Below are 24,711 nucleotides of genomic sequence, written 5' to 3'. Positions count from 1 at the left end.
GCAAAAAAACGGGGGGACGTCCCCCGTTTTTTTGCATCGATGCTGCGCTGCGCCAACGCGCGCCGGGCGTTTTGGCCACCTTACCAAAATGCAATATGGGATATGATCGATAGACACAAAATGATGGAGTCATGTCATGTCTCACGTCGCTGAAACAGCGCAATCGTCGCAGTCGTCCGCCTCCTCCGCTTCTCCCGCTTCTCCGGTATCTCTGCCCTGGGTCACCCGTCTCGTGTCGATGGACACGGTGAGCCGCAATCCGAATCTCGGCCTGATCGAAACCGTGCGCGACGAACTGCGCGCGGTCGGTATCGACGCGACGCTGACGCACGGCAAGGGCGGCAAATGGGCGAACCTGTTCGCGACGATTCCCGCGCACGATGGCGAAACGAACGGCGGCGTCGTGCTGTCGGGCCATACGGACGTCGTGCCAGTGGATGGCCAGCAATGGGACAGCGATCCGTTCAAGCCCGAGATTCGCGGTGACAAGCTCTACGGCCGCGGCACCTGCGACATGAAGGGTTTCATCGGCGCGGCGCTCGCGCTCGTGCCCGAGATGCAGCGTACCAGGCTCGCGAAACCGATCCACTTCGCGCTGTCGTTCGACGAGGAGGTTGGCTGCGTCGGCGCGCCGCTGATGATCGCCAATCTGATGAAGCGCGGCGTGAAGCCGGACGGCTGTATCGTCGGCGAGCCGACCAGCATGCGCCCGATCATCGCGCACAAGGGCATCAACGCGTATCACTGCTGCGTGCGAGGCCAGGCCGCGCATTCGTCGCTGACGCCGAAGGGCTTGAACGCGATCGAGTACGCGGCGCGCCTGATCTGCCACATCCGCGACATGGCCGACCAGTTCCGCGCGCAAGGCCCGTTCGACGAACTGTACGACGTGCCGTTCAGCACCGCGCAGACCAGCACGATCACGGGCGGCAACGCGATCAACACGGTGCCGGCCGAATGCCAGTTCCAGTTCGAATTCCGCAATCTGCCGACGCTCGATCCCGAGCAGATCTTCGCGCGCATCGACAGCTACGCGCGCGAAACGCTGCTGCCGAAAATGCTGCGCGAGCATCCGTCGGCCGCGATCGAGATCACGAAGATCGCCGCGGCGCCCGGACTGGATTCGTCTGAACAGGCCGCGATCACGCAACTCGTGCGCGCGCTGACGGCCGACCAGGACAAGCGTAAGGTCGCGTACGGCACCGAGGCAGGCCTCTTCTCGAACGCGGGGATTCCGAGCATCGTCTGCGGCCCCGGCGATATCCAGCAGGCGCACAAGGCGAACGAATTCGTCGAGCTCGAGCAGCTCGTCGCGTGCGAGCGCTTCCTGCGCAAGTTCATTCACAGCATGTCGGTCGAGGCCGCTTAGCCCGTCTCGTTGCAGCGGCGCGCAGCCGCGGTGAACCTGCGCGCCGCGCCACGGGTCTGAGCGACATCGACGACTCCGGAGCGACCGCCATGTCCAGCGCCATGCAGCAGCACACGGATCACACGATCGACGGCGAGCCGATCCCCACGCTCGACGACATCGCCGCGCAGCATTTCGCATTGACGCCGTGGGTCGCGCGCACGCCGGTGTTCGACCGGCTCGACTTCTCGTCGCTGCGCGGCACCGTCGTCAATTTCAAGTTCGAGCTCTTGCAGGCGGGTGGCAGCTTCAAGGCGCGCGGCGCCTTTACGAACCTGCTCGCGCTCGACGACGCGCAGAAGAGCGCGGGCGTGACCTGCGTGTCAGGCGGCAATCACGCGGTGGCGGTCGCCTATGCGGCGATGCGGCTCGGCGTCAGCGCAAAGGTCGTGCTGTTCAGCGCGGCGAATCCGGCGCGCGTCGCGTTGTGCCGCGCATACGGCGCCGACATCGTCTATGCGGAAGATCTCGCCGAAGCGTTCGAACTGGTGCGACGCATCGAGGCCGAGGAAGGCCGTTATTTCGTGCATCCGTTCAACGGTTATCGCACGGTGCTCGGCTCGGCGACGCTCGGCTACGAATGGGCGACGCAAACACCCGACCTCGAAGCGGTGATCGTGCCGATCGGCGGCGGCGGCCTCGCGGCCGGCGTCTCCACCGCGCTGCGCCTCGCGAATCCGAACATACACGTGTACGGCGTCGAACCCGAAGGCTCCGATGTGATGAGCAAGAGTTTTGCCGCCAACCATACGGTCAGAATGGGCCATATGTACAGCATCGCCGATTCGCTGATGTCGCCGCATACCGAGCAATACAGCTACGAGTTGTGCCGCCGCCATATCGATCGGCTCGTGACAGTGTCCGACGATCAGTTGCGCGAAGCGATGCTGATCCTGTTCAATCAGCTGAAGCTCGCAGTCGAGCCGGCTTGCGCGGCCGCCACCGCAGCACTGCTCGGACCGTTGCGCGAACAGTTGCAGGGCAAACGTGTGGGCGTGCTGCTGTGCGGCACGAACACCGACCCGGTCAGTTTTGCCGCGCATCTGGAGCGCGCGCGTCATAGCGAGTCACAGTTTCCTCATTAACGACACGCGGCGAATGCAATTGTTGCGTCGGGGCCAAAGCACTAGCCTATCCGCTTCAGGTTGGTATGATTCGGCTATTCATATCAGGGAGGTGTGTGTATGAGCATGATCCAGGAATTTAAAGAATTTGCCCTCAAAGGCAATGTGATGGATCTGGCGGTCGGTGTGATTATCGGCGGCGCATTTTCCACCATTGTCAATTCCGTGGTTAAAGACCTGATCATGCCGGTCGTCGGGGTGGTTACCGGCGGCCTCGATTTCTCCAATCTGTTCGTTCGCCTCGGCCATATTCCAGCGACTTACAAAGGCAACCCCGAATCGTATAAAGACCTGCAGACGGCCGGCGTGGCGGTGTTCGGTTACGGCTCGTTCATTACCGCGACGATCAACTTCATCATTCTCGCGTTCATCATCTTTCTTATGGTCAAGTTCATCAACAAACTGCGCAAGGAGCCGCAAGCTGCTCCGGCGGAACCGCCGCCGACGCCGGAAGACGTGCTGCTGCTTCGCGAGATCCGCGATTCGCTGAAAAACCAGCAGCGTTAATTGTTAAATAAAGCTCGGTTTCAAATACCTGAGCCAGTGAAATGAAAAAGGCCTGTTGCGACTGACTTCGCAACAGGCCTTTGTCTTTTCACTTTGCTTTCAGCACACTGCCCTTTATAGAGCGTTACGCATTCTTTTGCGCCTTCAATTGCGCGGCGCTTTCGATCATCGCTTCGAGCTGGCCGAAATTGACAGGCTTCGTCAGATGCGATGTAAAGCCCGCACCCAAACAACGGCGCACGTCCTCGTCGGTGCCGAAGCCGGTCAACGCGACGGCTGGCACATCGGAATGTTCGCGGAACGCCTCGATGAAATCGAGGCCGGTGCCATCGGGCAACCCGACATCGCTGACAACCAGATCGAAATTCTGCAACTGCGTCGCCGCAAGCGCATCGTCGATGCGCCCGACCACCGTCACCTGATGACCCAAGCCGTGCATCAATTGGGCCATCACGTCGGCGGTATCGGCATGATCCTCGATCAGCAGCACGGTCAGCGAACTCGCCGGCTGCACGGTGCTCGGCACGATGACCGGCGGCGCGGTGGCCGGCGCGGCCGCCGTCGGCAGCGTGATCGTGAAGGTCGCGCCGCAATGCGGACCGGGACTCTGCGCGGTCACGGTGCCGCCGTGCACGTCGGTCAGCGCCTTCGTGATCGCGAGACCGAGACCCAGCCCGCCGAATTGCCGCGTCATACTCTGGTCGCCCTGCTCGAACGCGTTGAACAGCTTGCCGATCTGCTCCGGTTCGATGCCGATGCCGGTGTCTTCGACCGAGATCTGCACCTGCATGCGTTCGTCGCGCGTGCGTACGTAGATATGGCCGCCGTCCGGCGTGAACTTGGCGGCATTGCGAATCAGGTTCCACAGCATCTGTTGCAGACGCGCGCGATCGGCGAGCACGTAGTGATGCGTCGCGCGCTTGTCGACATGCACGTCCTGCTGCTTGACCTGGATTTCGCTGCGAAAGAGTTCCAGCACGCTGTCGATCACGTCGTGCACGTCGACGGTTTCCAGCGACAGCCGCAGCTTGCCGTTCGCGACGCGCGTCAGATCGAGCAGATCGTCGATCAGCCGTGCCTCCAGCTCGACGTTGCGGCGGATCATCCGCACGCTCGCGCGCGCCTGCTCGGGCAGATCGGCAATCATCTCGAGCACGCTCGCGCCCGCCAGCACCGGCGTGAGCGGCGTGCGCAATTCGTGCGACAGCATCGCGAGAAAGCGGTCCTTCGCGCGGTTCGCCTCTTCGGCGGCCTGGCGCGCGGCCTGCTCGGACTCGAGCAGCCGCTCGCGCTCCTCGATCGCCTCGCGCTGCGAGTGAATGTCGGTGCAACTGCCGAACCATTTGCTGACGTTGCCTTCGGCATCGCGCAGCGCGACCACGCGCACGTCGAACCAGCGGTACTCGCCGTCGTGGCGGCGAATCCGCATCTCGTGCCGATAGTCGCCGTTGCGGCTCGCCACGGCCTTGAGCCAGCTTTGCCGGATCTGCTCGCGATCGTCGGGATGCACGGCGTCGAGCCACGCAAGACCATGCGAGCTGGGTTCGGGCAAGCCCGTGTAGTCGTACCATTGCTTCGACAGGAAGTCGCAATCGCCGGCTGCGTCGCAGGTCAGCACCAGATGCGGCAACGTCTCCGACAGCGTGCGGTAATGCAGTTCGCGATCGCGCAGCAGCAGCGCATCGTCGGACGCGCGTTGCAGCCGCACCTGCGACAGCACGCGCTCCACGGCCTCCGGCAGATAGTCGAGATAGTCGCCGGACTTCGGCACCACGTCGGATACGCCCGCGCGCAGCGCTTCGATCACGCGCGACTCGTCGGTGAAGCCGGTCACGAGGATCGCCGGAATGCGCACACCCTCCGCGCGCAGACGCCGGAAGAAATCGAGCCCGGTCTCCGGCCCGTTCAACTGATAGTCGAGCACCAGCAGATCGAGGCCGCCGCTCGCGAGCCGCTCGCGGGCCGCCTCGACACCGGCGCAGATCGCCACCCGGCAGCCGGCGCGTTCGAGCGACTTGCGCGCGAGCCGCAGGATGCCCTCGTCGTCATCGACAACGAGCACATAAGCGGCTTGCGGCTTGGACACTTCTTCGGTCATGCGGATGCTCTGTGGCTAAGGTCAGTGCTTATGTTGTCATGAACGGCTTTCGGTCGCCTTCAGGCCGGCTCGAGCCGATGCGCCGGCGGCAGCTTGACCACTTGTAGAAAAAAGAGCCCAGCCGGCGCACGGCCTCGATGAACGTATCGTATTCGACCGGCTTGCAGACGTAGACGTTGCAACCGGGTTCGTAGCAGCGAGCGGACTCGCGCCGGCGCGGCGCGGATTCCGCTCGACGAGCGTTGCGTGGCCGTCGTCGTCTTCGATCAGAACGAAGCTGGCCGTTTGCGCGTGATTCATAGGCTCTGCGTGCCAACGATTCGTCATCCATGTCCGCGCCGGCATGCGCAACGCTCAGAAGCGCACGGGCTGCTCGGGCAGCACCACGAAAAAAGTCGAACCGGCGCCCTCGGCCGATTCGACCCAGACCCGCCCGCCGTGCCGCTCGACCGTGCGCCGCACCACCGCGAGGCCGATCCCCTCGCCGCTAGCGACGTCTGCATGCAGACGCTGGAACGCGCGAAACACCTTCGATAGATACGCGGCCGGAATGCCTAGCCCATTATCGCGGACGTAATAGGTGCGCATACGGACCGCGCGCGGCTCGCATTCATCGACGGGTTCGGGCGCCAGCGCGCCGACCTCGATGCGCCCGCGGCGCGCCGGATCGAGAAAAGTCAGCGCATTGCCGATCAGGTTGCTGAAGATCTGTTCGACCGCCGCCGGATCGCCCCATGCGGGCGGCAGCTCGCGCACCGTGACACTCGCGGCGCGCTGGTCGATCGTGCCTTGCAGCCCATCGACGACCCGCGCCACCGCGCGCCCGACGCTGACCCGCTGCCACTGGTATTCGAGCCGTCCCGCGCGCGAGATGCGCAACAGCGCGTCGATGATCGCCGCCGCGCGCGCAACAGCCGTGCGCAAATAGTGCAACGACTCGCGCACGTCGCCATTCAGAATCTGCGTCATGCGCCGCGCTTCGATCTCAGGCAGGCGAGCGCGCCCGACGAGGCCGTCGAGTTCGTCGCACGATACGTGCAGTTCCTTCGAAAACCCTTGCAGATTCACGAGCGGCGAGCGCAGATCATGCGACACGCTGTAGATGAACATCTCGTTGTCCTGCGTTTCCTGGCGCAATTCCTCATTGACGGCCGTCAGTTCGCGCGCGCGTGCTTCGAGCTCGGTCTTCAGGGCCTGCTGCCCGGCTTCCGCCTCGCGCAGACGCTTATCGGTCTGATGCAGCACCGAGTCGAGCGCGGCGATTTCGTCGCTGCCCGACAACGGCGCCGCGAGCGGCCGGCCGCTGCCGAGCCGCTCGGCGTTATCGGTCAGCACTTCGAGACGCTGGCCGATGCCGCGCGCGAACACGAAGGCGGTGACCGCCCAGATCAGCATCGAGCCGAATGTCGCGGCGATCAGCGCGCGCTGCTGAAGCTCACGACGCTCGCCGAGCGCGCTCGCGCGCTCGACATCGAGTACCGACGCCGCCGCGTCGAACTGGGCCAACTCCTCGCGGAACACGGCGATCTGCCCCGGCAACTCGCCGGTTTCGAGCGCGATATAGGGGCGTAGACTGCGCCCCTCGTGCAAAGCCTGCGAGATCGCGACACTCTGTTGGCGATACGCGCCGATCGCGCGCCGCATGCTGCGTACGCGCTCGGCCTGGGCCGGTGTTTCGGCGACGAGCGCATCGAGCTTCGCGAGCCGGTCGTTCAGTTCGACCCACACCGCGTGGCGGTCGATCAGCGACGCATCGCCCGTCACCATCGCGGTGCGCACGCGCGCGGCCTGGCGCAGCAGCGGGTCGACGATGGCCGACGACTCGTAGAGGATCTGCTTGCTGTTGTCGACCCATCGCGCGGCCTGCGCGGTGCGCTCCTGGGTGTCGAAGACGACCCCGAGCAGCGCGAGTTCGACCACGCTCGGTATCGCGATCAGCAGCAGGCCTTTTGTGAATAGTTTCATGGTTCCGTCAGGGCGTTCAGGCTGTGGTTCAGGCTGTCACTCGAACGGCGGGGCTCGCGCACCCGTGGCGCCCTGTAAGGCGGGCGCCGCGCGGCCGGACGGGCCATTATCGACGTGAACCAGAGATATTTCAACGGCGCGCCTGCAAGCGCTCGACCACACAAAAATGACTTTTTTATTGGGATGGGATGTTTTTTCCGCGCCGCCTGCGTCTATGATGGAGACAAGGTGTGCTGAGATGCGAATGCGCGCGGCGAGGCGGTTCGGCATGATTCGTGCGGGAGCGGTGGAGCGATGCAGCAGCGTCGAATCATCGTGAATCCGGCCTTGTCGTATGCTATAAAAGATCGACGTGCGGCGCGCGAAAGCCGGGAGTGGTCGCATGAGGACGCAGCGTTTCTTGCAATTCTTTTTCAGGCGAATTTTTATGTCCTTCCCGAAAAAGCGTAGACGCGCGAAGGTGGACGGCGACGAGTCGTTCCTCGCGGTTCTGCGGCATTTCAAGCCGTTCGGTCAACTCGACACCAAGATTGCGCGGGCTCGCGCGCAGGACGAACCGGTGCTCTATGCACACGTACTGCCCGGACTCGACGTGCTTCTATGCAGTGTGCGCGGCGCGCAGCCGCCCTACCCCGCACCAGCCGAATTGCGGCGGCGCTGCATCGAATCCATTACCAACGCACTGGAGCAACCGCTCGATGGTCTCGAGAACGGCGGCTACTGGTACGAAGCCGACGGCTTCGGCTTCCTCGTGTTCGCGAGTCGTGCGCGCGGCAAGATTCTGACGGAGTTCGGCGCGACGCGGATCGGTACTCGCCGCGGCGTGCGTCGCCAGGATGCGTCGGGCGATGCAACACCGCGCTCTCTCCGGTAGCGCCGATCAGAGACCCTGAAGTTCAGGGTTACTGACAGCTCGTTTCGTCGTCATTCATCCGCGGTTTCGACAGCCGATGTCGACACCCATCGCTGACGTCTTCGATGGCGCGCTGCGTTGCTTTCCAGTTCGCTTCATTGCATTGAAACACGGGCTTCGACGGCGACCGCGCGCAGTTGCGCGCGCGGCATCCTGCCATTCATTCGGCCATCGCATCATCGACGCGCTCGCGCGCGGGCGGCACGCTGATCAGCCACAGAAAGATCACGCACAGGCCGCCACCAAGGCCCCAGTTCAACCAGTCCACAGGCAAGCCCGACAACATCAGCTGCCCTTGTATTCGGCCGCGCTCGCCGGCGACTGCGTCGCGGGCTTTTGATTGCGATCCGTCGCGGCCGGCGACGACGCGCCGCCCGAGGACTTGTTGACCGGCGCGCCCTCCAGCGACATCGGCGCCTTCGGCTGTTGCTTCACGCCCGGCGGCGGCGCCTTCGGCATCTGCCGCACCTGCGCGAGCAATTGCGTGCACGGCAGCGGCTTGTTGTTGCTCGGCGCGAGCAGCGGGATCAGCGCCGCGAACGGATTGATCAGCCCGAGCCCGACCGCCGCGCCGCCACGCAGTGCAAGCGCGGCCGCATTGACACCGACGTGCGGGTCCTTGAAGGTGCCCTTCACGTACAGCGGCGAGCGCAGCGAAAAGACCCGGAAGCCCTTCGTATGCGGATGCACGCCGAGGTCCATCGTTTCGTCGCGCAGATTGATGTGACCGTCGATGTTGATCACCGCGTCGTCGGTATCGAGCGCGAACACGCGCGCTTCGAGCACGCCGTCGGTCGCGACGAAATCGGCGGCCGCGCAGTTGATCTTCACGTCGCGATTGCCGAACAGCTTTTCATAGACCACGTTCGCGACGTTCAGGCCGGCCGCCTCCATCAGCAGACGGCTCACGGTGCCCTCGGTCACGAGCGCCTTCAGCTCGCCGTTCGAGGTCGCGGCGAGCGCCGCCGGAGAGTTGCCGGTCGCGGACAGCGACGCGTCGCCATTGATCTCGCCGAGCGCGCTCTGCATCGTCTTGAAGTTCGGGAACAGTTGCTTGAGCTTCAGATGCCGCGCCGACATCGCGAAGCGCCCCTTCAACGGCGCCCCGCTGCCATCGAGATAAATGTCCGACGCGAGCGAGCCGCCCGCGACGCCGAACTTGAGCGGCACGAGCGACAACACGCCGTCGGTCATCACGACGTGCGTGTACAGATCCGTGATCGGCAGATTCGCGTTCTTGATGATGCGTCGGCCGGTGAACTTGACGTCGGCGTCGATCGCCTTCCAGCGGTCGGTGCGGAACTCCGCGACCGGCAGCGCGCGGTTGCTCGGCTGCGCGGCCGCGCCGCCGCGCTTCGCCTTGCTCGCGTTTGAATCGGCGCCGATCACGGGCGCGAGATCCGAAAACTGCAACAGGTGCGACTCGAGTTCGCCCTGCAGCAACGGACGCGGCTGGCGGCCGGTATAGGTCAACGAACCGTTCAGATCGCTGCCGCCGACCCGGCCTGTAAAGTTTTCATACGTGAACACGTTGCCGCTCGATTTGAACCGGCCGATCAGATGGCCCTCGGTCGCGTACGGCGGGGTCTCGGGCAGGGTCACCCCGGTCAGCGTATACAGCCGCGCCATGCTGTTGCCTTGCAGCCAGAGACGCAGATCGAGCGCCGCGAGATGCGCCGGATCGGTGATCGTGCCGACGAAGGCGATATGCAGATCGCCGGCTTTGACGTCGGCCTGCACCGGGAACGGCCGGTTCGCGTCCTGCAGCGCGAGCACGCCGCCGAGCTTGCCGCTGCCCGACAGCGGCGTGCGGTTGTAGGTGCCCTTGACGGTCCAGGCGATCGCATAGAGCGGCGTCGCGCGTGGCGCGCCGGGTGCGGTGCCGCTCGCGGCCGAGACGGCCGCAGGCGTGCTGGCGCTCTCGCTGGCGGTTTCACCACCTGGCGCGGCGGCGCCGCTCGTCGCGAGCGCGCCGGAAGACGCGGGCGCGCCTGATGTTGCGGCCGGGCCCGAGGCTGCCGACGCCGGTGCCGGCGTCTGTGCTCCAGAAGCCGCCGCTTCGGAAGCCGCCTTCGCCGCCGAGGCCGCCTGCGCTTCGGCCTGCGCGGCAAGCTTGCTCGCGCCCGCCCGGCCGACCACCTGCGCCGACGCGCTGCGCGAGGCCGCCTCCTGCTGCTTCAACGCGTCGCCGATCGGGATCGGCTGCCCGAGCGTATCGACGACCATCTGCACCTCGACCTTCTTCTGCTGATCCGACAGCGCGATATTGCCCTTCGCGAACGCGATATCGTGCAGATCGAGCTTCCACTCGGATGGCCCGGTCGATGAAGGCAGTTTGAAGGTCCAGTTATTGCGGCCGTCTACAAGACGTTCGAGATCGACCGATGGATTCACGAGGTTGATGGCCGGAATCACGATGTCGTGCGCGAGCAGCGGCAGCACCTCGACTTCGAAGTCGATTTCGTCGAGCGTCGCGAACTGGGGCTGTTTGGCCCAGTCGGGATTGCCGATCGTGATGTTGGCGGCCGAAAAGCGCGGCCAGGGCACCCAGCCGCGCCAGCCGGTTTCACCGACCGCATGACGCCAGCCCACCTTCAGATCGCCGTTGATCGCGAACGGCCGGCCGATCGCCTGGCTGACCTTGTCGTCGATGTAAGGCCGCGCGCGGTTCCAGTCGAAGGTCAGGATGAAGATGACGAGCGCGACGATCAGGATGACGAGCACGGCCAGCAGCCATGCAAGGATTTTTCCGACCCGTCGTCCGATGCTGCTCGACACTGCCATTGAAAGGCTCCGCGTGTTGTTCTGCGTTGTGCACCGTGCAGCAGTTATCGTGCCTGGCGCGTGGCAATGAATCGTCGCGCCGGTTGTGGGTTGTGTGCGCTATTCGCGCCTCGTCGTTTTATCATGGCGCACGCTTTGCCGACAGACCGACCGGCGCATTGACGCCGTCGCGCCGGCATCGAAGCGACACCCTCCCCACGACGTTCCAACCATGACGACCGATGTTCCCCTCCTCTTCGCCGACGGCATCGTGCGGCGTGATGCGCAGCGCGGCCAGACGCTGTTGCAGCAGACCACCTTCGTGCTGCGCGCCGGCGAGCGCGTCGCGATCACCGGACCGTCCGGCTCCGGCAAGAGCGTGTTCCTGCGCGCGCTCGCGCTGCTCGATCCGATCGATGCAGGGCGCATCTTGTGGCATGGTGCGCCGCTCGTGCGAGCGGCGATTCCGCGCTATCGGCGCGGCGTCGCGTATATCCGGCAGCGGCCCGCGCTGATCGACGGCAGCGTCGAAGACAATCTGCGCTATCCGTTCGATCTGCGCGCGTATCGCGACGCGCGCTTCGATCGCGCGCGGGCGGCCAGGCTTGCGATGCAGGCCGGCCGCGGCGAGGACTTTCTCGGCAAGCGCGCAAGCGAATTGTCGGGCGGCGAAGCGCAGATCGCCGCGCTGATCCGGGTGCTGCAACTCGCGCCCGAAGTGTTGTTGCTCGACGAGCCGACCGCGTCGCTCGACCCGGCGTCGTCGCGCGCGATCGAAGCGCTGGTGCAGGCATGGTTCGATGCCGCGCCTCGCGCTCACGCATCGATATGGGTATCGCACGATCCCGAGCAGGCGGCACGCATGAGCGAACGGCATTTGACGATGCGCGCCGGCGTGCTGGCCGAACACACCACGGTGCGGCGCGACGCGGACCAACGCGATGTTGCGGACTTGCGTCGGGAGTCCCGCCCATGAGCCTGCAGAATCTGAGCTTGTGGGACGTCGCAATCGCGACGCTGCTGATCGTCGTGAATGGCGCGGTGTCGGTCGCGTTGAAACTCGATCTCGAACGCAAGCTCGCATGGGCGGCGGTGCGCACCGTGGTCCAGTTGCTCGCGATCGGCTATGTGCTCGGCTGGGTGTTCAGTTTCGCTCGCTGGTACGTGGTGCTGCCGCTGATGATCGTGATGACGCTGATCGCGGGTTTCGCCGGCGCGCAGCGTGGCAGCCACACCTATGCCGGACAACGCGCCGACAGCGTGCTGTCGATCTGGGTCAGCTCGTGGCTCGTGGCCGCGGTGGGGCTGTTCGTCGTGATCCGCATCCATCCGTGGTATGAGCCGCAATATGCGATTCCGATTCTCGGCATGATCCTCGGCAACACGCTGACCGGTGTATCGCTCGGCATCGAGCGGATGACCGAGGAACTGACCGCGCGGCGCGACCGCGTCGACATGGCGCTCGCGCTCGGCGCGACACGCTGGGAGGCCGCGCAGGCGCCGGCGCGCCAGGCGGTGCGCGCGGGCATGATGCCGACGTTGAATCAGATGGCGGTGGTCGGCGTCGTCAGTTTGCCGGGCATGATGACCGGGCAGGTGCTGGCCGGGCAGTCGCCATTGCAGGCGGTGCGCTATCAGATCGTCATCATGTTTCTGATCGCGGCGGCGTCGGCGCTGGGGACGGTGGGCGCAGTGCTGCTCACGTACCGACGACTGTTTTCGGCCGAGCATCAGTTCTTGCCGGCGCGGCTCGTCGAGCGTGAGGCACGCAAAGGATGACTCACCGGGATGACACGCCAACGCATGTGACGGTTCGCGCACGCGGCCATCACGGCGCGCGCTGGACCATTCAACGCTTCGCGGTGACGGCGACCTCAGTGCCATCGTTCAGCGTCAGCGTTTTCGTCGTGCCGTTGACCGGCATCGTGAAACGCACGATCTGACTCATGCGCACATCGTTCGGACACTTGAGCGACTTGCCTCCGCTCGTCACGGTTTTGACACCATGCGGCGTCTGCGCCTGGAAGCTAAGCTGTACGGTCGCGGTGCCGTCGCTCGCCACCACCGGTGCGAGACGGATCTGCGTCTGGCGGATCATCGCGCCGTTCTCGTCGACCGGCAGCGACGCATAGTCCGGGCATGCGTCGGTAGCGGGCACCGGACCGCCGGGCGGCACGGTCTTCCACGTGAAGTCGTCCGTTTCGCCCGAGCGGATCGTGCGGGTCTCCTGGGAATTGCCGAACTGTTTCGACGTGACGCGAACGGTGTAGCGGATCGGACCGTCGAGCGCGGCCTTGTTGGTCACCGTGATCGGCGTGGCTGCGTGAGCAGCCGGCTCGAGCGCGCAGGCGAGAGAAGCGACAATCGAAACGGCGGAGAGTTTGAAGCTGAAGCTCATACTGTCACCTCGTTGTTGTGCCGCTGCGCGCTCGCGTCGACGCGATTGCCCGTGCACTGTTCGCGCACTGCCGAGGCCCGGCCGGTTCACACCGCCTTGCCTCGCCGCAAGACACGCAACCGTTTTGGCATGCTGCGTCGTCAGTCTAACGCCAAGCGCGCTGCCGCGCGTGTCGTGTCGGCTCGGGTGTTAACCCGCTTGCGGCGACGCGCTTTCTGCGCGTCGATTTCATCTCAGAAGCCGGTCAGCACCAGCTTGCCGATCGCGCGTCCTGCTTCCAGCAACCGATGCGCGCGGCGCAGATTCTCGGCGTTGATGCGGCCCAAGTCCTCGCCGAGCGTCGTGCGCAACGTGCCCGCGTCGACGAGGCGCGCGACCTCGGTCAGCAGCTTGTGCTGCTCGATCATGTCGGGCGTGCCAAACATCGAGCGCGTGAACATGAATTCCCAGTGAAACGCGGCGCTCTTCGCCTTCAGCAATTCGACCGGCACCGCGGCGCTGTTCTCGACGATCGTGCAGATACCGCCTTGCGGTTTGATCAGTTCGGCCGCGGCCGGGAAATTGCGATCGGTGTCGTTGAAGATCAGCACGTAGTCGACCTGTTCGATGCCGAGCACTTTCATCTGCGCGGACAGATCGCCGAAGTGATCGACGACGTGATCCGCGCCGAGCTCCCGTGCCCATTTCGCCGATTCGGGCCGCGACGCGGTCGCGATCACCTTCAGCTTGGCGAGCTGCTTGGCGAGCTGGATGCCGATCGAGCCGACCCCGCCCGCGCCGCCGAAAATCAGCACCGTGCGGCCTGCGTCGGCGCCCTGCGGCGACACGCCGAGGCGGTCGAACAATGCTTCCCATGCAGTGATCGCGGTCAGCGGCAAGGCGGCCGCGTGCGTGAAATCGAGCGACGCCGGCTTGTGTCCGACGATCCGTTCGTCCACCAGATGAAACTCGCTGTTGGCGCCCGGCCGCGTAATGCTGCCCGCATAAAACACGGGATCGCCGACCTTGAACAGCGTGACCTCGGGCCCGGCCGCGACGACGGTGCCGGCCGCGTCCCAGCCGAGCACGCGCGGCGTCTTCTCGACGCTATCCTTCGGCGCGCGCACCTTGGTGTCGACCGGGTTCACCGAAATGGCTTCGACCTTGACCAGCAGATCGCGGCCGCTCGCTTCGGGTTTGGGGATCTCGACGTCGACGAGCGCTTCGGCGTGATCGATTGGCAGATAACGGTAGAGTCCGACGGCTTTCATGGCTGCTCCTCGTGGGTTCGGTTGATGTGCAAGCATGACCCGAATCGTAAGACGGTTCTTATTCTGCTAAAACAGTCATAATCACTGAAACATTTTTTGGTTTTTCAGAATAATGAACGATTCAACTCCGGCTGGCCGGTCCCTGCCCAGCGAGCGCGAACGGCTCGATCTGCTCGATGTCGGACGGTTCGTGCGCGCCGCGCTGCTCGCCAACGTGTCGGCGGCCGGGCGCGAGTTCGGTTTGTCGGCGGCGGTCGCGAGCGCTCGGATCGCCCAACTCGAAAAGCTGCTCGGCGCGCGTTTGTTGCATCGGACCACGCGCCGCATCAGCCTCACCCAGGACGGTGAAGTGTTCATGACGCGCGCCGAGGCGCTGCTCGACGCGGCCGCCGCCGCACGCGCAGCGGTCGGCCGCGCGCAGGCCGAGCCGCAGGGACGGCTGCGCGTGACGATGCCGTCGTCGTTCGGGCGCCAGCATGTGTCGCCGGTGATCAGCGAGTTTTTGCGCCGCTATCCGGGCGTCAGCGTCGATCTGCGCCTGACGGATCAGGTGGTCGATCTGGTCGACGCGGGCATCGATGTCGCGATCCGCGTCGGCGTGCTGAAGGATTCGTCGCTGGTCGCGCGGCGGCTCGCGGTCAATCGCCGCGTGCTGTGCGCGGCCCCCGCCTATCTGGCCGCGCACGGCACGCCGCATCATCCGTCGGATCTCGCGCGGTACGAGTGCATCATCCTGTCGGAGCAGCGCGACTGGCGCTTCGTGACGCCCACTGGCCCGCTCGACGTGCGCGTGAGCGGCCGCCTCGTCACCGACAATGGCGAGGTGATTCGCGACGCGCTGCTCGCGGGCTTCGGCATCGCGCTGAAATCGACATGGGACGTGGCGCCCTATTTGCGCAGCGGCGAACTCGTCAGTGTGCTCGACAGCTATCCGCTCGCGGACGACGTCGCGATCTGGGCCGTGTACCCGAGCCGCGCGTTCGTGCCGCCGAAGACGGTCGCATTCATCGACTTCGTCGCCGCGCATTTCGACGATCCGCCGTATTGGGACCGGGAGCCGGTTGGACTGGCGGGCGCGTAGGTGTTACGCCCGGTACGCGGCGTCAGCGCTTGCCGCTCTTCGCGCCGCCCTGCTTGCGATCCGAATTCACATCGGCATGCGAGTCGTTCTGCGTGCGCTGCTGATACTCGCCGCCGCCGCGGCGGTCGGTATCCTGCAAGCCATGCTCGATATCCTCATGCGCCTGCTTGCCGACATGGCGCGGATGGTCCTCGTGCTGTGACTCCGGATGCTGGTCGGTTTCATGCGGCAGCGGCGCCGCGGCTTCCTGCAACGACTTCGGGTCCTTGTTCGCGTGCGGGTCGGCTTGCCAGTCGCCATCTGTCGATTGCGGCAGGGTCTTCATTGCATTGCTCCTTCGCGAAGCGCGCTCGCGCACTGAGTGCGCTTGGCGACTTCGCGGGTTGGATTCAGCCACCTGGACGAGCGCTCATCACGCGACGCCCAGACGTTTTTTCATCGCCGCGGTGATGCGCTGACGCGTCTTCGCATAGTCGGCCCATGGGTCGCTTGCGAGGCCGTCCACGCGCTCGTGGACGTTGCGGATGCCCCATTGATCGCCGCCCGTCGTGCTGTCGAGTTCGTCCCACGCGAGCGGCACCGACACGCCGAGCCCCGGCCGCGCCCGCGCCGAGAATGCGGCCACCGTGCTGGAGCCGCGGTTGTTGCGCAGATAGTCGATGAAGATTTTCTTCTTGCGATTCTGCGCGCCCATCTTCGCGCTGAAGTACTGCGGCAGCGTCGTCGCCATATGCTGCGCGACCGCCTGCGAGAAATCCTTCACTTCGTCCCAGCCGGCCTGCTTCGCGAGCGGCACGACCACGTGCAAGCCCTTGCCGCCGCTCGTCTTGACGAACGACTTCAGGCCCAGTTCGTCGAGCAGCGAGCGAGTCAGTTGCGCGGCCTCGACCATCCGTTCCCAGCCGAGCGACGGGTCCGGGTCAAGATCGAACACCATCCGGTCGGGCTTTTCGATATTCGACGCGAGCGCATTCCACGTGTGAAATTCGACGGTGCCCATCTGCGCGGCGCCGACCAGCGCGGCAAGCGTGTCGATCGTGATCAGCGCAGGATGGCCCGGGTCGAGTCCCTCGTGCTGCGTGACGTGCGGAATCGACAGCTTCTGGCTGTGCTTCTGGAAGAACAGCTCGCCGCCGATATCCTCGGGCGCGCGCACCAGCGCGACGGGCCGCTCGCGCAGATGCGGCAGCATCCATTCGGCGATTGATTCGTAGTACTGCACCAGTTCGAGCTTGCTTGCGCCGCTGCTCTTGTCGATCACGCGATCGGGATGCGAGATGCGCACGCCGGCGACTTCGCTTTGCGCGCGCGAGCGTGTTGCCGTGGTTCGGGCGGGCGCGCTTTCAGTCGCGGCGGGCGCGGCGGTCCTTGCAGTCCTGGCGGTTTTCGTGGCTGCGCGCTTTTTCGGCGCGCCTGTTTGCCGCGTATCGTCGGCGGCGGTTTCGGTTTGCTGTTGCACGTCGGCTCCTTGTCGGGCGGTTTCCTTGACGATCTGGCGCGCCGGTTTGTCGTCGCGCAGACTGACGAACGACGCCTGGCGCACGATGCCGTCGCTGGTCCATTCGGCGAAGTTGCATTCGGCGACGAGCACCGGCTCGACCCAATGCACGGGCGTACGGCTGCGTTCACGCGGCGCGCTCGCGAACGGCATGCGCTTGCTCGCGTGCGCGTCGAGCGCCTGTTTGACCGAGCGCAGCAACGCGGCGTCGAAGCCGGTGCCGACGCGCCCCGCGTACTGCAGTTGGCCGTCGGCGTCGTAGACGCCGAGCAGCAGCGCGCCGAACGCCTCGCGGCTGCCGGCCGGCTCTGAATAGCCGCCGATCACGAACTCCTGGCGGCGTCGGCACTTCAGCTTGATCCACGACGGCGCGCGGCCCGACACATAGCGGCTGTCGCGCCGCTTGCCGATGATGCCTTCGAGCCCCATGTCGCACGCGCTCTTGAGCAGCTCGCCGGCACTGAACGCGAAGTCGTTCGAAAAGCGCAGCACGCGATCGTCGACGCCTTCGAGCAGCGCACGCAGAATCGCGCGGCGCTGTTCGAGCGGTACGCCGCGCAGGTCGTAGCCGTTCAGGAACGGCAGATCGAACAGATAGATCACGATGTCCTGCGGGCGGTGCGCATCGAACGCGTTTTGCAGCAACTGGAAGCTCGGCACGTCGCGTTCATCGAGCACGACCGCTTCGCCGTCGAGCCACGAGCTTTGCAGGTCGAGCCCGGCGATGGCCTCGATCTGCTTGCTGAATCTGGTGGTCCAGTCGTTGCCGTTGCGCGTGAAAACGCTGACGGCACCAGCCTTCTTCTTTGACGCGTGGTCGATGCGCGCGAGCACCCGGTAGCCGTCGAACTTGATTTCGTACAGCCAGTCGTCGCCAGGCGGCGCGGTGTCGACGAGCGTCGCCAGCTCCGGCGTCAGGCTCGCGGGCAACGCGGCTTTGACCGCGCCTTCAATCGATGGCGATGCGGCGAGTTCACGCAACGACTGCGCGGTACGCGTCGCGACGATGTCGGGGCGTTTGGAATCGGCTGCGCGGCGCAAGGAGGCGGACTTCGCTGGCCTGCCTGTGTCCGCGGCTTTGCCGTCGCCCGACGTTTTCGTCTGCGCTTTCGCTTGCTTCGTTTTCCTGCCTTTCGACGCGCCGTCGGCCAGCACGCTGCCCGGCAGTTCTTTGAGCACGTCGTAGTCGCTCTCGTCGCGCGCTTCCTCGTCGCGCTCCTTGATCAGCAGCCATTGCTCCTTGTCGCCGCTGCCGCGCATATGGCTGCGTACCAGCGTCCAGCCGCCGTGCAGCTTCTCACCGTGCAAATGAAACTTGAGCTTGCCGGCCGCGTACGACCGCGCGGCTTCGGCCACGCCGCCCGCCGGTTCCCACGTGCCGCGATCCCACACGATCACGGTTCCCGCACCGTAGTTGCCGGGCGGAATCTCGCCCTCGAACGTACCGTATTCGACCGGATGGTCTTCGACGTGCACCGCGAGCCGCTTGACCGACGGGTCGAGGCTCGGCCCTTTCGGAACCGCCCACGACAGCAGCGCGCCGTTCAGTTCGAGCCGGAAGTCGTAGTGCAGACGCCGCGCGTCGTGCTCCTGGATCACGTAGGAAAGTGTGTCGGGCGCGGCACGCGTCGCGCTCCTGCCCGTCTTGCCTGCCGCGCGCTTGCGGGTCGTCGCGCCGGATGGCTCCGGCGTATCTTCGAAGCGGCGCTTGCGGTGATAGACCTCGAGTCGGTCGTTCATGGCGATGACTCCGGTGCGTTAAGCGCGAGCGGCGGGTCGGCCGCGCGTTCAGGCCGCCGCGCGCCGTTTGCGCGACGTTGCGGTGGTTTTCGATGCGGCGCGGGCGCTGCTGCCGCTACCGCTGCGACTGCGCGCGGTGCTTGTCGCGCGAGCCTTTTTGCGCGCGGGCGCGGCCGTCTCTTCATCGGACCCGGCTTCGCTATCGGCCTGAACCTCGTCCTCGCCGGCGGTGCGCTTGCGGCCGGTGGCCGCCTGCTTGCCCTTGCCGCGGCCGAGGCTGCGTTTGAGCAGATCGGACAGGTCGAGAATGTCGGCGGACTTGCGCGACTCGTGCGGCGTTTCGACCTCGGTGACTTCCTCGGTCTTGCCCGCCTGGATCTTGCGCTCGACGAGCGCCATGATGTCGTCGCGAAACGTATCGTGATACTGCATCGGGTCCCACGTCTCGCTCATGTCGTCGATCAGCTTTTTCGCCATGTCGAGTTCTTTGGCCGACACGCCGGCGGCCTTCATGCCTTCGGGCGGCACCTTGAATTCGTCGAGACCGCGCACCTCGTCGGCCCAGCGCAGCGTGTTCAGCGCGAGCATCGGACCGAGCGGAATCAGCGCGGCCAGATGCTGCTTGTTGTGCAGCACGACGCTAGCGACGCCGATCTTGCCCGAGGCCGTCATCGCCTCGCGCAACAACGCATAGACTTTTTCGCCCTTGCGGTCGGGCGTCAGGAAATACGGCGTGTCGAGATAGAGAAACGAGATGTCGGCGGCGTCGACGAACGCGAGGATGTCGACCGTCTGCGTCGACTCGGGATTCGCCGAGCGGATTTCGTCGTCCGACAGTACGACGTAGTGATCCTTCTCGTATTCGAAACCGCGCACGATGTTCTCGCGGGTCACGTCCTTGCCGGTGCGCTTGTTGATCTGCTTGTAGCCGATCGGGTCGATCGTGCGCTTGTCGAGCAGATTGAAGCCGACCTTCTCCGACCGCGTCGCCGGATAGAGCTGCACCGGTACGTGGACCAGCCCGAAACTGATTGCGCCCTTCCAGATCATATGTGCCATCGCGCGCTCCCCTGTCCCACGGCCCTGAGATATCAGGCGCAGCAGCAAGCGTGCCCGAGTTTTCGCGGGTTTTACGCTGCTGCCACGCTTAAAGCATGAGCCGGTCCGCTCGGCGGCGTGCCGTCTTGAGGCTGTAAGTCTTGCGACGAAGCGGCAAAAGCTACCGCTCTCCTTGTTCGCGCGCTCTACCCGGGGGTCGCATCAAGGCTCGAGCAGGACCGGCACGGACGCAAATCCGCGAAACCGCACGCGCCCGCCCCGCGTCGGCTCGCCATCGACGCGATACGCCGGGAAGCGCCGCACGAAGCGCCCGATCGCAATCCGCGCCTCCAGCCGCGCCAGCGACAGGCCCGCGCACTGATGAATGCCGAAGCCGAACGCGAGATGCCGGTTCGGATCGCGGCGGATATCGAAGCGGTCCGGCTCGGCAAATTGCTCGGGATCGCGATTGGCCGCACCGATGCACAGCGTGACTGGCGTTCCGCGCGCAACCGCGACGCCGCCGATCTCGGTATCGACGGTGGTCATGCGATTGCCGAGCTGGTTCGAACTCTCGAAGCGCAGACATTCCTCGACCGCGGTGCCGATCAACTCGGGCTCGCGCAGCAGCGCGGCGCGCTCGTCAGGCCATTGGCTCAGCGTGACGAGCCCGTTGCCGATCAGGTTGGTGGTCGTTTCGTGCCCCGCGTTCAGGATGAAAATGCAGTTCTGCAGCAGCTCGGCTTTCGATAGCTGCTCATGCGGGCCCTCACCCTGAATCAGCCGCGTCAGCACGTCGTGCTGCGGATCGCCGGGCTCGCGGCGGCGTCGTGCGACGAGGCCGCGCAGATAGTCGACGAATTCGCTGACCGCGCGATTGCCGCGCTCGAACTGCGCGTCGGTCAGCGACGGCTCGAGGGCACCGAGTATCGCGAGCGACCAGTCGCGCAGCGGTGCGCGCTCGTCGTGCGGCACGTCGAGCAGATTACCGATGACCTCGACCGGAATCGCCGCCGCGAACTCGCCGATCAGATCGATCCGTCGGCGCTGCGCGGCCGCGTCGAGCAGACCGTCGACGAGCCGGATCAACGCGGGTTCCATCGCCGCGATCGCGCGCGCGGTCAGCGCGCCGGCGATCAGCTTGCGCACACGCGTATGGCGCGGCGGATCGTTGAACACGAGGCTCGTGGTGTGATGCGCGTAGAGCGGCGAGTCGCCGTATTTCGGGCGGAACTCGACGGTCTTGTCGGAACTGAAGGTCTTCGGGTCGCGGTAGACCGCCTGCACGTCGCGAAAGCGCGTCAGGAACAGCGAGCCGTCGGGCATGCGCCGGATCGGGTCATAGGTGCGCAGTGCGTGATAGACCGGATAGGGATCGGCGTAGAACGCGGGGCTCAGATGACGCAGATCGAAGTCGCGGGCAAGGGAGGAAGCGTCGCAGGCGGTTGCAGGGGGCATGCGTTGTCTCCGTGGGGCGTCTTGTTGCGCTTGTGATGTGGCGGGTTCGTGTGACCGCATTTGTTCGGTCCGTTCCGTTACGGCGATATGCGAAACGCCGACTTCTGCCAAGCTGACGACGACCGCGCCACACGATTCGATGCGTCAGTATGAACCGCGCACTGTCGGAGCCACGGCAAACCCGCCCACGACGGCCGCCCGCGACGGCGCGGCGCACGGAACCGATACAATAGCGGGATTTTCCGCGCGCCACGCGCCTCTTTCTTCCCGCGTCACTGGTCGTCCATGAACCTCGTCATTCAAAGCGTCGCCCCCCTTTCCGCCGACCACCACAAAACGCTCGTCGCGCTCGCGCGCGGCTCGCACGCCACCGTCATCGACGAGAGCGCGATTCGCATCGCCGGCGCGAACCTCGCGCAACGCGCCGACGTCGAAGCGTATTGCTACACGCATCAACTCGACTACGCGTTTGTCGAAGCCGGCCGCCAGTTGCGCGACTTCGGGCTCGTCGCGATGGACATGGATTCGACGCTGATCACGATCGAGTGCATCGATGAAATCGCCGATTTCTGCGGGCTCAAAGCCGAAGTCGCGGCGATCACCGAGGCTGCGATGCGCGGCGAGATCAAGGACTTCAACGAAAGCCTGACGCGCCGCGTCGCTCTGCTGAAGGGGCTCGACGCCAGCGCGCTCGAGCGCGTGTATGACGAGCGGCTGCAGTTGTCGCCGGGCGCCGAACGCATGCTCGCCGGCGTGAAACGGGCGGGCCTGAAAACGCTGCTCGTGTCGGGCGGCTTCACGTTCTTCACCGCGAAGCTGACAGCGCGCCTCGGCCTCGATTTCACGCGTGCGAACACGCTCGAAATTGTCGACGGCAAGCTGACCGGCAACGTGATTGGCGAGATCGTCAACGCGGACGTGAAAGCGCGCACGCTGCGCGAAGCCTGCGCGACGCTCGGCATCGAGCCTTCGCGCGCAATTGCGATGGGTGACGGCTCGAACGATCTGAAAATGATGGCCGAAGCCGGACTTTCCGTTGCCTTCCGCGCGAAGCCGGTGGTGCGCGAAGCAGCCAGCGTGTCGTTCAATTTCGTTGGACTGGACGGGTTGCTGCGGTTGTTCTGAGGCTGTTGCTCGAGGGGTTCGTTATCGCGTCGGGACAACGACCGACGCCGGTGATAGCGTGCCAACCATGGACTCGGTCTGCCTGTCATCGCGAGCGGCGACGACAATCCCCAACGCAAGCATCGAGGACTCCCCGCTGCCCTGCTCCAACGCGATCACCGCCTCATAAATCGCGGCGGCACACAGTCCAATCGCACACCAGAACAGTTGCCCGTCTTTCACTGACGCCGCAATCATCGTCCGGGCAACACGCCAGCCATACGCAGGCGCGACAAGCGCACCCGTATCGAACCTTCGGCCAAACGGTCAGGTCTGCTCGATACTCCGGGCAACAAAAAAGCCCGCCGGGAACGCATCCCGACGGGCTTCTCGAACAACGTGTCGAACAGGCTAACGCGTATTAAGCCAGCTTAGCCAGGCTCTGCTCGATATCCGCGCGCAGATCCGCCTCGTCTTCGAGACCGATATAGAAACGCACCAGCGTGCCGCGGTGCGGCCACTCAGCCGCCGTGCGCATCGACGCGATGTCGTACGGCATCGCGAGGCTATGCGCGCCGCCCCAGCTCCAGCCGAGCGAAAACAGTTCGAGCGATTCGCAGAACGTGTCGATCTGCGCCGCGCTGTATCGCTCGTCGAACACGACCGAGAACAGGCCGCCCGCGCCGGTGAAATCACGCTTGTACACTTCGTGCCCGGGACAGTCGGCCAGCGCCGGATGCAGCACCGCGACGATTTCCGGCCGGCTCTTCAACCACGCCGCGAGCGACAGCGCCGCGCGATCGTGCTGCGCGAAACGCAGTTGCATGCTCGGCAGGCTGCGCAGGATCAGCGAGCAGTCGTCCGAGGATACGCCGATGCCCATGCGCATGCGCGCCGCTTTCAGCTTCACATGCACGTCGCGGTCGACCGTGATCGTTGCGCCCATCAGCACGTCGCCGCCGCCCGACTGGTACTTGGTCAGCGCCTGCACCGAGATGTCGACGCCGTGGTCGAACGGCCGGAACGCGAGGCCGGCGGACCACGTGTTGTCGATCGCGGTGAAGACGTTGCGCGCGCGCGCCGCCGCCGTGATGGCCGGCACGTCGGGCACTTCCATCGTCACCGAGCCGGGCGCCTCGATCCAGATCAGGCGCGTGTTCGGCTGGATCAGCCTGGCAATGTCCGCGCCGCTCAGCGGATCGTAGTAGCGCGCCGTGATGCCGAAATCGCGCGCGAGCCAGTCGCCGTGGTCGCGGTTCGGCGAATAGACGTTATCGGGGATCAGCACGTCGTCGCCGGCCTTCACGAGGCCGAAGTAGACGTTCGAGATCGACGACAGCCCCGACGGCTGTAGCAGCGCATGATTGCCGCCCTCGATCGCGGCGAGGCGCTGCGCGAGCGCGATCTGCGTCGGCGTCGCATGCAGGCCGTAGCGCCATTGCGCGTCGTTTTTCCAGTCGAGCGCGCGCATCGCGGCGAGATCGGGAAACACCACCGTCGACGCCCGCGTGACCGGCGTCGAGAACGATTCGAAGCCCGGCGTGATGTCGTCCTCGGCACGCACGATGCGGGTCTGCAGGCGGTGTTTGAGTTTGGATTCAGTCATGTGGAGCTCGATGAAATACACAGGGAAGCGGGCTTGGAGCAACCGCCGCGCCGCGCGACTCAATATGCCCGGCGTGCGTACGCATCAGTCGCCGGTTTGCAGGTTGCTGACGCCGCCCACCGGGTGCCCGCCGGCAGCGGATGCCGGCGCGGGAGCCGCCACTGCGCCGTTCACGGCAGCCGGCTGCGGAGTTGGGGGGGCCGCTTTGGCGGCCGCCGCGCCGGCCGAAGCGGCCGCAGGTGCCGCCTGCCCCGCCGCCAGAGGCTTCAGGTTGAATTCCTGAGGGTTCGAATCGTCGACGTTCATGCGGTCGCCTTCGAGCGAGCCGTCCGCTGCGAACTTGCCGACCCAGTTGCCGGTGATATGCGTGCCGTCGTTCGATTCTTCGACTTCGAGCGTATCGCCGACGCGATCGCCGGCGATCAGGATCACCTCGCCGCTATCGGTGTACTGATACTCGCCGTGCACGCCGGAAGGATCGTCGGTCTTGGGCCCGAGCCGCAGCACGATCGGCCGCGCGCCGAGCGTGCCCACGTAGCGCGGAAACTTCGCGAACTCGGGGCTCGGTTTCAGCGGCAGCTGAATCGGCGGCGGCGCGGCCAGCTCCTTGACTGCATCGCTTTCCGCCCACGCCTGCGACGGCATCCACAGCACCGTGCCGGCACACAGCAGCGCGGCGGCGCGCTGACGCAACGTCTGCGTTACCGAACCCTTCGTCACTTTCGCTTCCCGCATCCCGTCGATCCTTGTTGCTGGTTCC

The 24,711-nt window shown here is 65.4% G+C and carries 20 protein-coding genes and 1 pseudogene; 8 read left to right on the top strand and 13 right to left on the bottom strand.

Annotated elements, in window-relative coordinates; all coding sequences use genetic code 11:
- Positions 1–136 precede the first annotated feature (136 nt).
- From argE to mscL, 3 genes are all read left to right on the top strand, one after another.
- A complete protein-coding gene (gene argE / locus AB3X95_RS02610; protein ID WP_368620594.1) occupies positions 137–1,369 on the top strand; it encodes an acetylornithine deacetylase in 1,233 nt (410 codons plus the stop codon).
- A gap of 89 nt (positions 1,370–1,458) precedes the next feature.
- On the top strand, positions 1,459–2,493 hold the full coding sequence (locus tag AB3X95_RS02605; protein ID WP_368620593.1) for a threonine/serine dehydratase: 1,035 nt from the start codon (positions 1,459–1,461) through the stop codon (positions 2,491–2,493).
- A 99-nt stretch (positions 2,494–2,592) separates the two neighbouring features.
- Positions 2,593–3,039 (top strand): large conductance mechanosensitive channel protein MscL, encoded by a 447-nt coding sequence (gene mscL / locus AB3X95_RS02600; RefSeq protein WP_176119863.1) that lies wholly within the window; start codon positions 2,593–2,595, stop codon positions 3,037–3,039.
- Positions 3,040–3,163: 124 nt separating this feature from the next.
- On the opposite strand, the gene AB3X95_RS02595 is transcribed toward mscL, so the two are convergent.
- The 3 genes and pseudogenes from AB3X95_RS02595 to AB3X95_RS02585 form a co-directional block, all read right to left on the bottom strand.
- Positions 3,164–5,137, bottom strand: a complete 1,974-nt coding sequence (locus AB3X95_RS02595; RefSeq protein ID WP_368620592.1) for a response regulator — start codon at positions 5,135–5,137, stop codon at positions 3,164–3,166.
- Between the two features lie 59 nt (positions 5,138–5,196).
- A pseudogene (locus tag AB3X95_RS02590) lies at positions 5,197–5,437 on the bottom strand (hypothetical protein).
- 54 nt (positions 5,438–5,491) lie between these two features.
- The gene (locus tag AB3X95_RS02585; RefSeq protein WP_368620591.1) at positions 5,492–7,102 is read right to left on the bottom strand and encodes an ATP-binding protein; all 1,611 of its coding nucleotides are present in this window, start codon (positions 7,100–7,102) and stop codon (positions 5,492–5,494) included.
- A gap of 382 nt (positions 7,103–7,484) precedes the next feature.
- On the opposite strand from AB3X95_RS02585, the gene AB3X95_RS02580 reads away from it, so the two are divergent.
- A complete protein-coding gene (locus tag AB3X95_RS02580) occupies positions 7,485–7,976 on the top strand; it encodes a hypothetical protein (protein ID WP_013089382.1) in 492 nt (163 codons plus the stop codon).
- A 199-nt stretch (positions 7,977–8,175) separates the two neighbouring features.
- On the opposite strand, the gene AB3X95_RS02575 is transcribed toward AB3X95_RS02580, so the two are convergent.
- Positions 8,176–8,301, bottom strand: coding sequence for a hypothetical protein (locus AB3X95_RS02575; protein WP_013089381.1), 126 nt, complete (start codon positions 8,299–8,301; stop codon positions 8,176–8,178).
- Positions 8,301–10,799: an AsmA family protein gene (locus tag AB3X95_RS02570; protein ID WP_368620590.1), complete on the bottom strand. Its 2,499-nt coding sequence runs from the start codon at positions 10,797–10,799 to the stop codon at positions 8,301–8,303. The genes AB3X95_RS02575 and AB3X95_RS02570 overlap by 1 nt, the downstream gene beginning before the upstream one ends.
- A 211-nt stretch (positions 10,800–11,010) precedes the next feature.
- Between AB3X95_RS02570 and AB3X95_RS02565 the strand changes: the two genes are divergently transcribed.
- Together AB3X95_RS02565 and fetB are read left to right on the top strand one after the other, a co-directional pair.
- Entirely contained in the window at positions 11,011–11,754 is a 744-nt protein-coding gene (locus tag AB3X95_RS02565) for an ATP-binding cassette domain-containing protein (protein WP_176119867.1), read from the top strand.
- Entirely contained in the window at positions 11,751–12,557 is an 807-nt protein-coding gene (gene fetB, locus AB3X95_RS02560; protein WP_176119868.1) for an iron export ABC transporter permease subunit FetB, read from the top strand. The genes AB3X95_RS02565 and fetB overlap by 4 nt, the downstream gene beginning before the upstream one ends.
- A gap of 70 nt (positions 12,558–12,627) precedes the next feature.
- Here the strand turns inward: fetB and AB3X95_RS02555 are convergent, their stop codons facing one another.
- Positions 12,628–13,176, bottom strand: a complete 549-nt coding sequence (locus tag AB3X95_RS02555; protein ID WP_176368892.1) for a DUF6013 family protein — start codon at positions 13,174–13,176, stop codon at positions 12,628–12,630.
- A 233-nt stretch (positions 13,177–13,409) separates the two neighbouring features.
- The gene (locus AB3X95_RS02550) at positions 13,410–14,426 is read right to left on the bottom strand and encodes a zinc-binding alcohol dehydrogenase family protein (protein ID WP_176119869.1); all 1,017 of its coding nucleotides are present in this window, start codon (positions 14,424–14,426) and stop codon (positions 13,410–13,412) included.
- A 112-nt stretch (positions 14,427–14,538) separates the two neighbouring features.
- Between AB3X95_RS02550 and AB3X95_RS02545 the strand changes: the two genes are divergently transcribed.
- Positions 14,539–15,507, top strand: a complete 969-nt coding sequence (locus tag AB3X95_RS02545) for a LysR family transcriptional regulator (protein WP_368620589.1) — start codon at positions 14,539–14,541, stop codon at positions 15,505–15,507.
- Between the two features lie 22 nt (positions 15,508–15,529).
- Here the strand turns inward: AB3X95_RS02545 and AB3X95_RS02540 are convergent, their stop codons facing one another.
- The 4 genes from AB3X95_RS02540 to AB3X95_RS02525 form a co-directional block, all read right to left on the bottom strand.
- Entirely contained in the window at positions 15,530–15,832 is a 303-nt protein-coding gene (locus AB3X95_RS02540) for a hypothetical protein (protein ID WP_368620588.1), read from the bottom strand.
- An 87-nt stretch (positions 15,833–15,919) separates the two neighbouring features.
- Positions 15,920–18,745 carry a DNA ligase D gene (ligD, locus tag AB3X95_RS02535; RefSeq protein ID WP_368620587.1) on the bottom strand — a complete coding sequence of 942 codons (2,826 nt, stop codon included), beginning with the start codon at positions 18,743–18,745 and terminating at the stop codon, positions 15,920–15,922.
- Between the two features lie 48 nt (positions 18,746–18,793).
- Positions 18,794–19,804, bottom strand: coding sequence for a Ku protein (locus tag AB3X95_RS02530; protein ID WP_368620586.1), 1,011 nt, complete (start codon positions 19,802–19,804; stop codon positions 18,794–18,796).
- 201 nt (positions 19,805–20,005) lie between these two features.
- Positions 20,006–21,241 (bottom strand): cytochrome P450, encoded by a 1,236-nt coding sequence (locus tag AB3X95_RS02525; RefSeq protein WP_368620585.1) that lies wholly within the window; start codon positions 21,239–21,241, stop codon positions 20,006–20,008.
- A gap of 285 nt (positions 21,242–21,526) precedes the next feature.
- On the opposite strand from AB3X95_RS02525, the gene serB reads away from it, so the two are divergent.
- Positions 21,527–22,366 carry a phosphoserine phosphatase SerB gene (gene serB / locus AB3X95_RS02520; protein ID WP_184225815.1) on the top strand — a complete coding sequence of 280 codons (840 nt, stop codon included), beginning with the start codon at positions 21,527–21,529 and terminating at the stop codon, positions 22,364–22,366.
- A 400-nt stretch (positions 22,367–22,766) separates the two neighbouring features.
- On the opposite strand, the gene AB3X95_RS02515 is transcribed toward serB, so the two are convergent.
- Entirely contained in the window at positions 22,767–23,951 is a 1,185-nt protein-coding gene (locus tag AB3X95_RS02515; RefSeq protein ID WP_176119876.1) for a cystathionine beta-lyase, read from the bottom strand.
- Between the two features lie 84 nt (positions 23,952–24,035).
- Positions 24,036–24,686, bottom strand: a complete 651-nt coding sequence (locus AB3X95_RS02510; RefSeq protein WP_368620584.1) for a hypothetical protein — start codon at positions 24,684–24,686, stop codon at positions 24,036–24,038.
- Positions 24,687–24,711: the final 25 nt, after the last annotated feature.

The organism is Paraburkholderia sp. BR13444 (genome assembly GCF_040948755.1).
In the GTDB taxonomy this organism is placed as follows: Bacteria; Pseudomonadota; Gammaproteobacteria; order Burkholderiales; family Burkholderiaceae; genus Paraburkholderia; species Paraburkholderia youngii.
This window is presented reverse-complemented; position numbering and strand designations above follow the sequence as displayed.

Excerpts from the sequence above, each read along its gene's own strand:
- serB (WP_184225815.1), top strand. The coding sequence starts at position 21,527 with ATGAACCTCGTCATTCAAAGCGTCGCCCCCCTTTCCGCCGACCACCAC.
- AB3X95_RS02575 (WP_013089381.1), bottom strand. The coding sequence starts at position 8,301 with ATGTTGTCGGGCTTGCCTGTGGACTGGTTGAACTGGGGCCTTGGTGGC.
- AB3X95_RS02525 (WP_368620585.1), bottom strand. The coding sequence starts at position 21,241 with ATGCCCCCTGCAACCGCCTGCGACGCTTCCTCCCTTGCCCGCGACTTC.
- AB3X95_RS02580 (WP_013089382.1), top strand. The coding sequence starts at position 7,485 with ATGAGGACGCAGCGTTTCTTGCAATTCTTTTTCAGGCGAATTTTTATG.
- AB3X95_RS02585 (WP_368620591.1), bottom strand. The coding sequence starts at position 7,102 with ATGAAACTATTCACAAAAGGCCTGCTGCTGATCGCGATACCGAGCGTG.
- AB3X95_RS02530 (WP_368620586.1), bottom strand. The coding sequence starts at position 19,804 with ATGGCACATATGATCTGGAAGGGCGCAATCAGTTTCGGGCTGGTCCAC.
- AB3X95_RS02565 (WP_176119867.1), top strand. The coding sequence starts at position 11,011 with ATGACGACCGATGTTCCCCTCCTCTTCGCCGACGGCATCGTGCGGCGT.
- argE (WP_368620594.1), top strand. The coding sequence starts at position 137 with ATGTCTCACGTCGCTGAAACAGCGCAATCGTCGCAGTCGTCCGCCTCC.
- AB3X95_RS02550 (WP_176119869.1), bottom strand. The coding sequence starts at position 14,426 with ATGAAAGCCGTCGGACTCTACCGTTATCTGCCAATCGATCACGCCGAA.
- AB3X95_RS02570 (WP_368620590.1), bottom strand. The coding sequence starts at position 10,799 with ATGGCAGTGTCGAGCAGCATCGGACGACGGGTCGGAAAAATCCTTGCA.
- AB3X95_RS02605 (WP_368620593.1), top strand. The coding sequence starts at position 1,459 with ATGTCCAGCGCCATGCAGCAGCACACGGATCACACGATCGACGGCGAG.
- AB3X95_RS02515 (WP_176119876.1), bottom strand. The coding sequence starts at position 23,951 with ATGACTGAATCCAAACTCAAACACCGCCTGCAGACCCGCATCGTGCGT.
- AB3X95_RS02555 (WP_176368892.1), bottom strand. The coding sequence starts at position 13,176 with ATGAGCTTCAGCTTCAAACTCTCCGCCGTTTCGATTGTCGCTTCTCTC.
- AB3X95_RS02540 (WP_368620588.1), bottom strand. The coding sequence starts at position 15,832 with ATGAAGACCCTGCCGCAATCGACAGATGGCGACTGGCAAGCCGACCCG.
- fetB (WP_176119868.1), top strand. The coding sequence starts at position 11,751 with ATGAGCCTGCAGAATCTGAGCTTGTGGGACGTCGCAATCGCGACGCTG.
- AB3X95_RS02510 (WP_368620584.1), bottom strand. The coding sequence starts at position 24,686 with ATGCGGGAAGCGAAAGTGACGAAGGGTTCGGTAACGCAGACGTTGCGT.
- ligD (WP_368620587.1), bottom strand. The coding sequence starts at position 18,745 with ATGAACGACCGACTCGAGGTCTATCACCGCAAGCGCCGCTTCGAAGAT.
- mscL (WP_176119863.1), top strand. The coding sequence starts at position 2,593 with ATGAGCATGATCCAGGAATTTAAAGAATTTGCCCTCAAAGGCAATGTG.
- AB3X95_RS02545 (WP_368620589.1), top strand. The coding sequence starts at position 14,539 with ATGAACGATTCAACTCCGGCTGGCCGGTCCCTGCCCAGCGAGCGCGAA.
- AB3X95_RS02595 (WP_368620592.1), bottom strand. The coding sequence starts at position 5,137 with ATGACCGAAGAAGTGTCCAAGCCGCAAGCCGCTTATGTGCTCGTTGTC.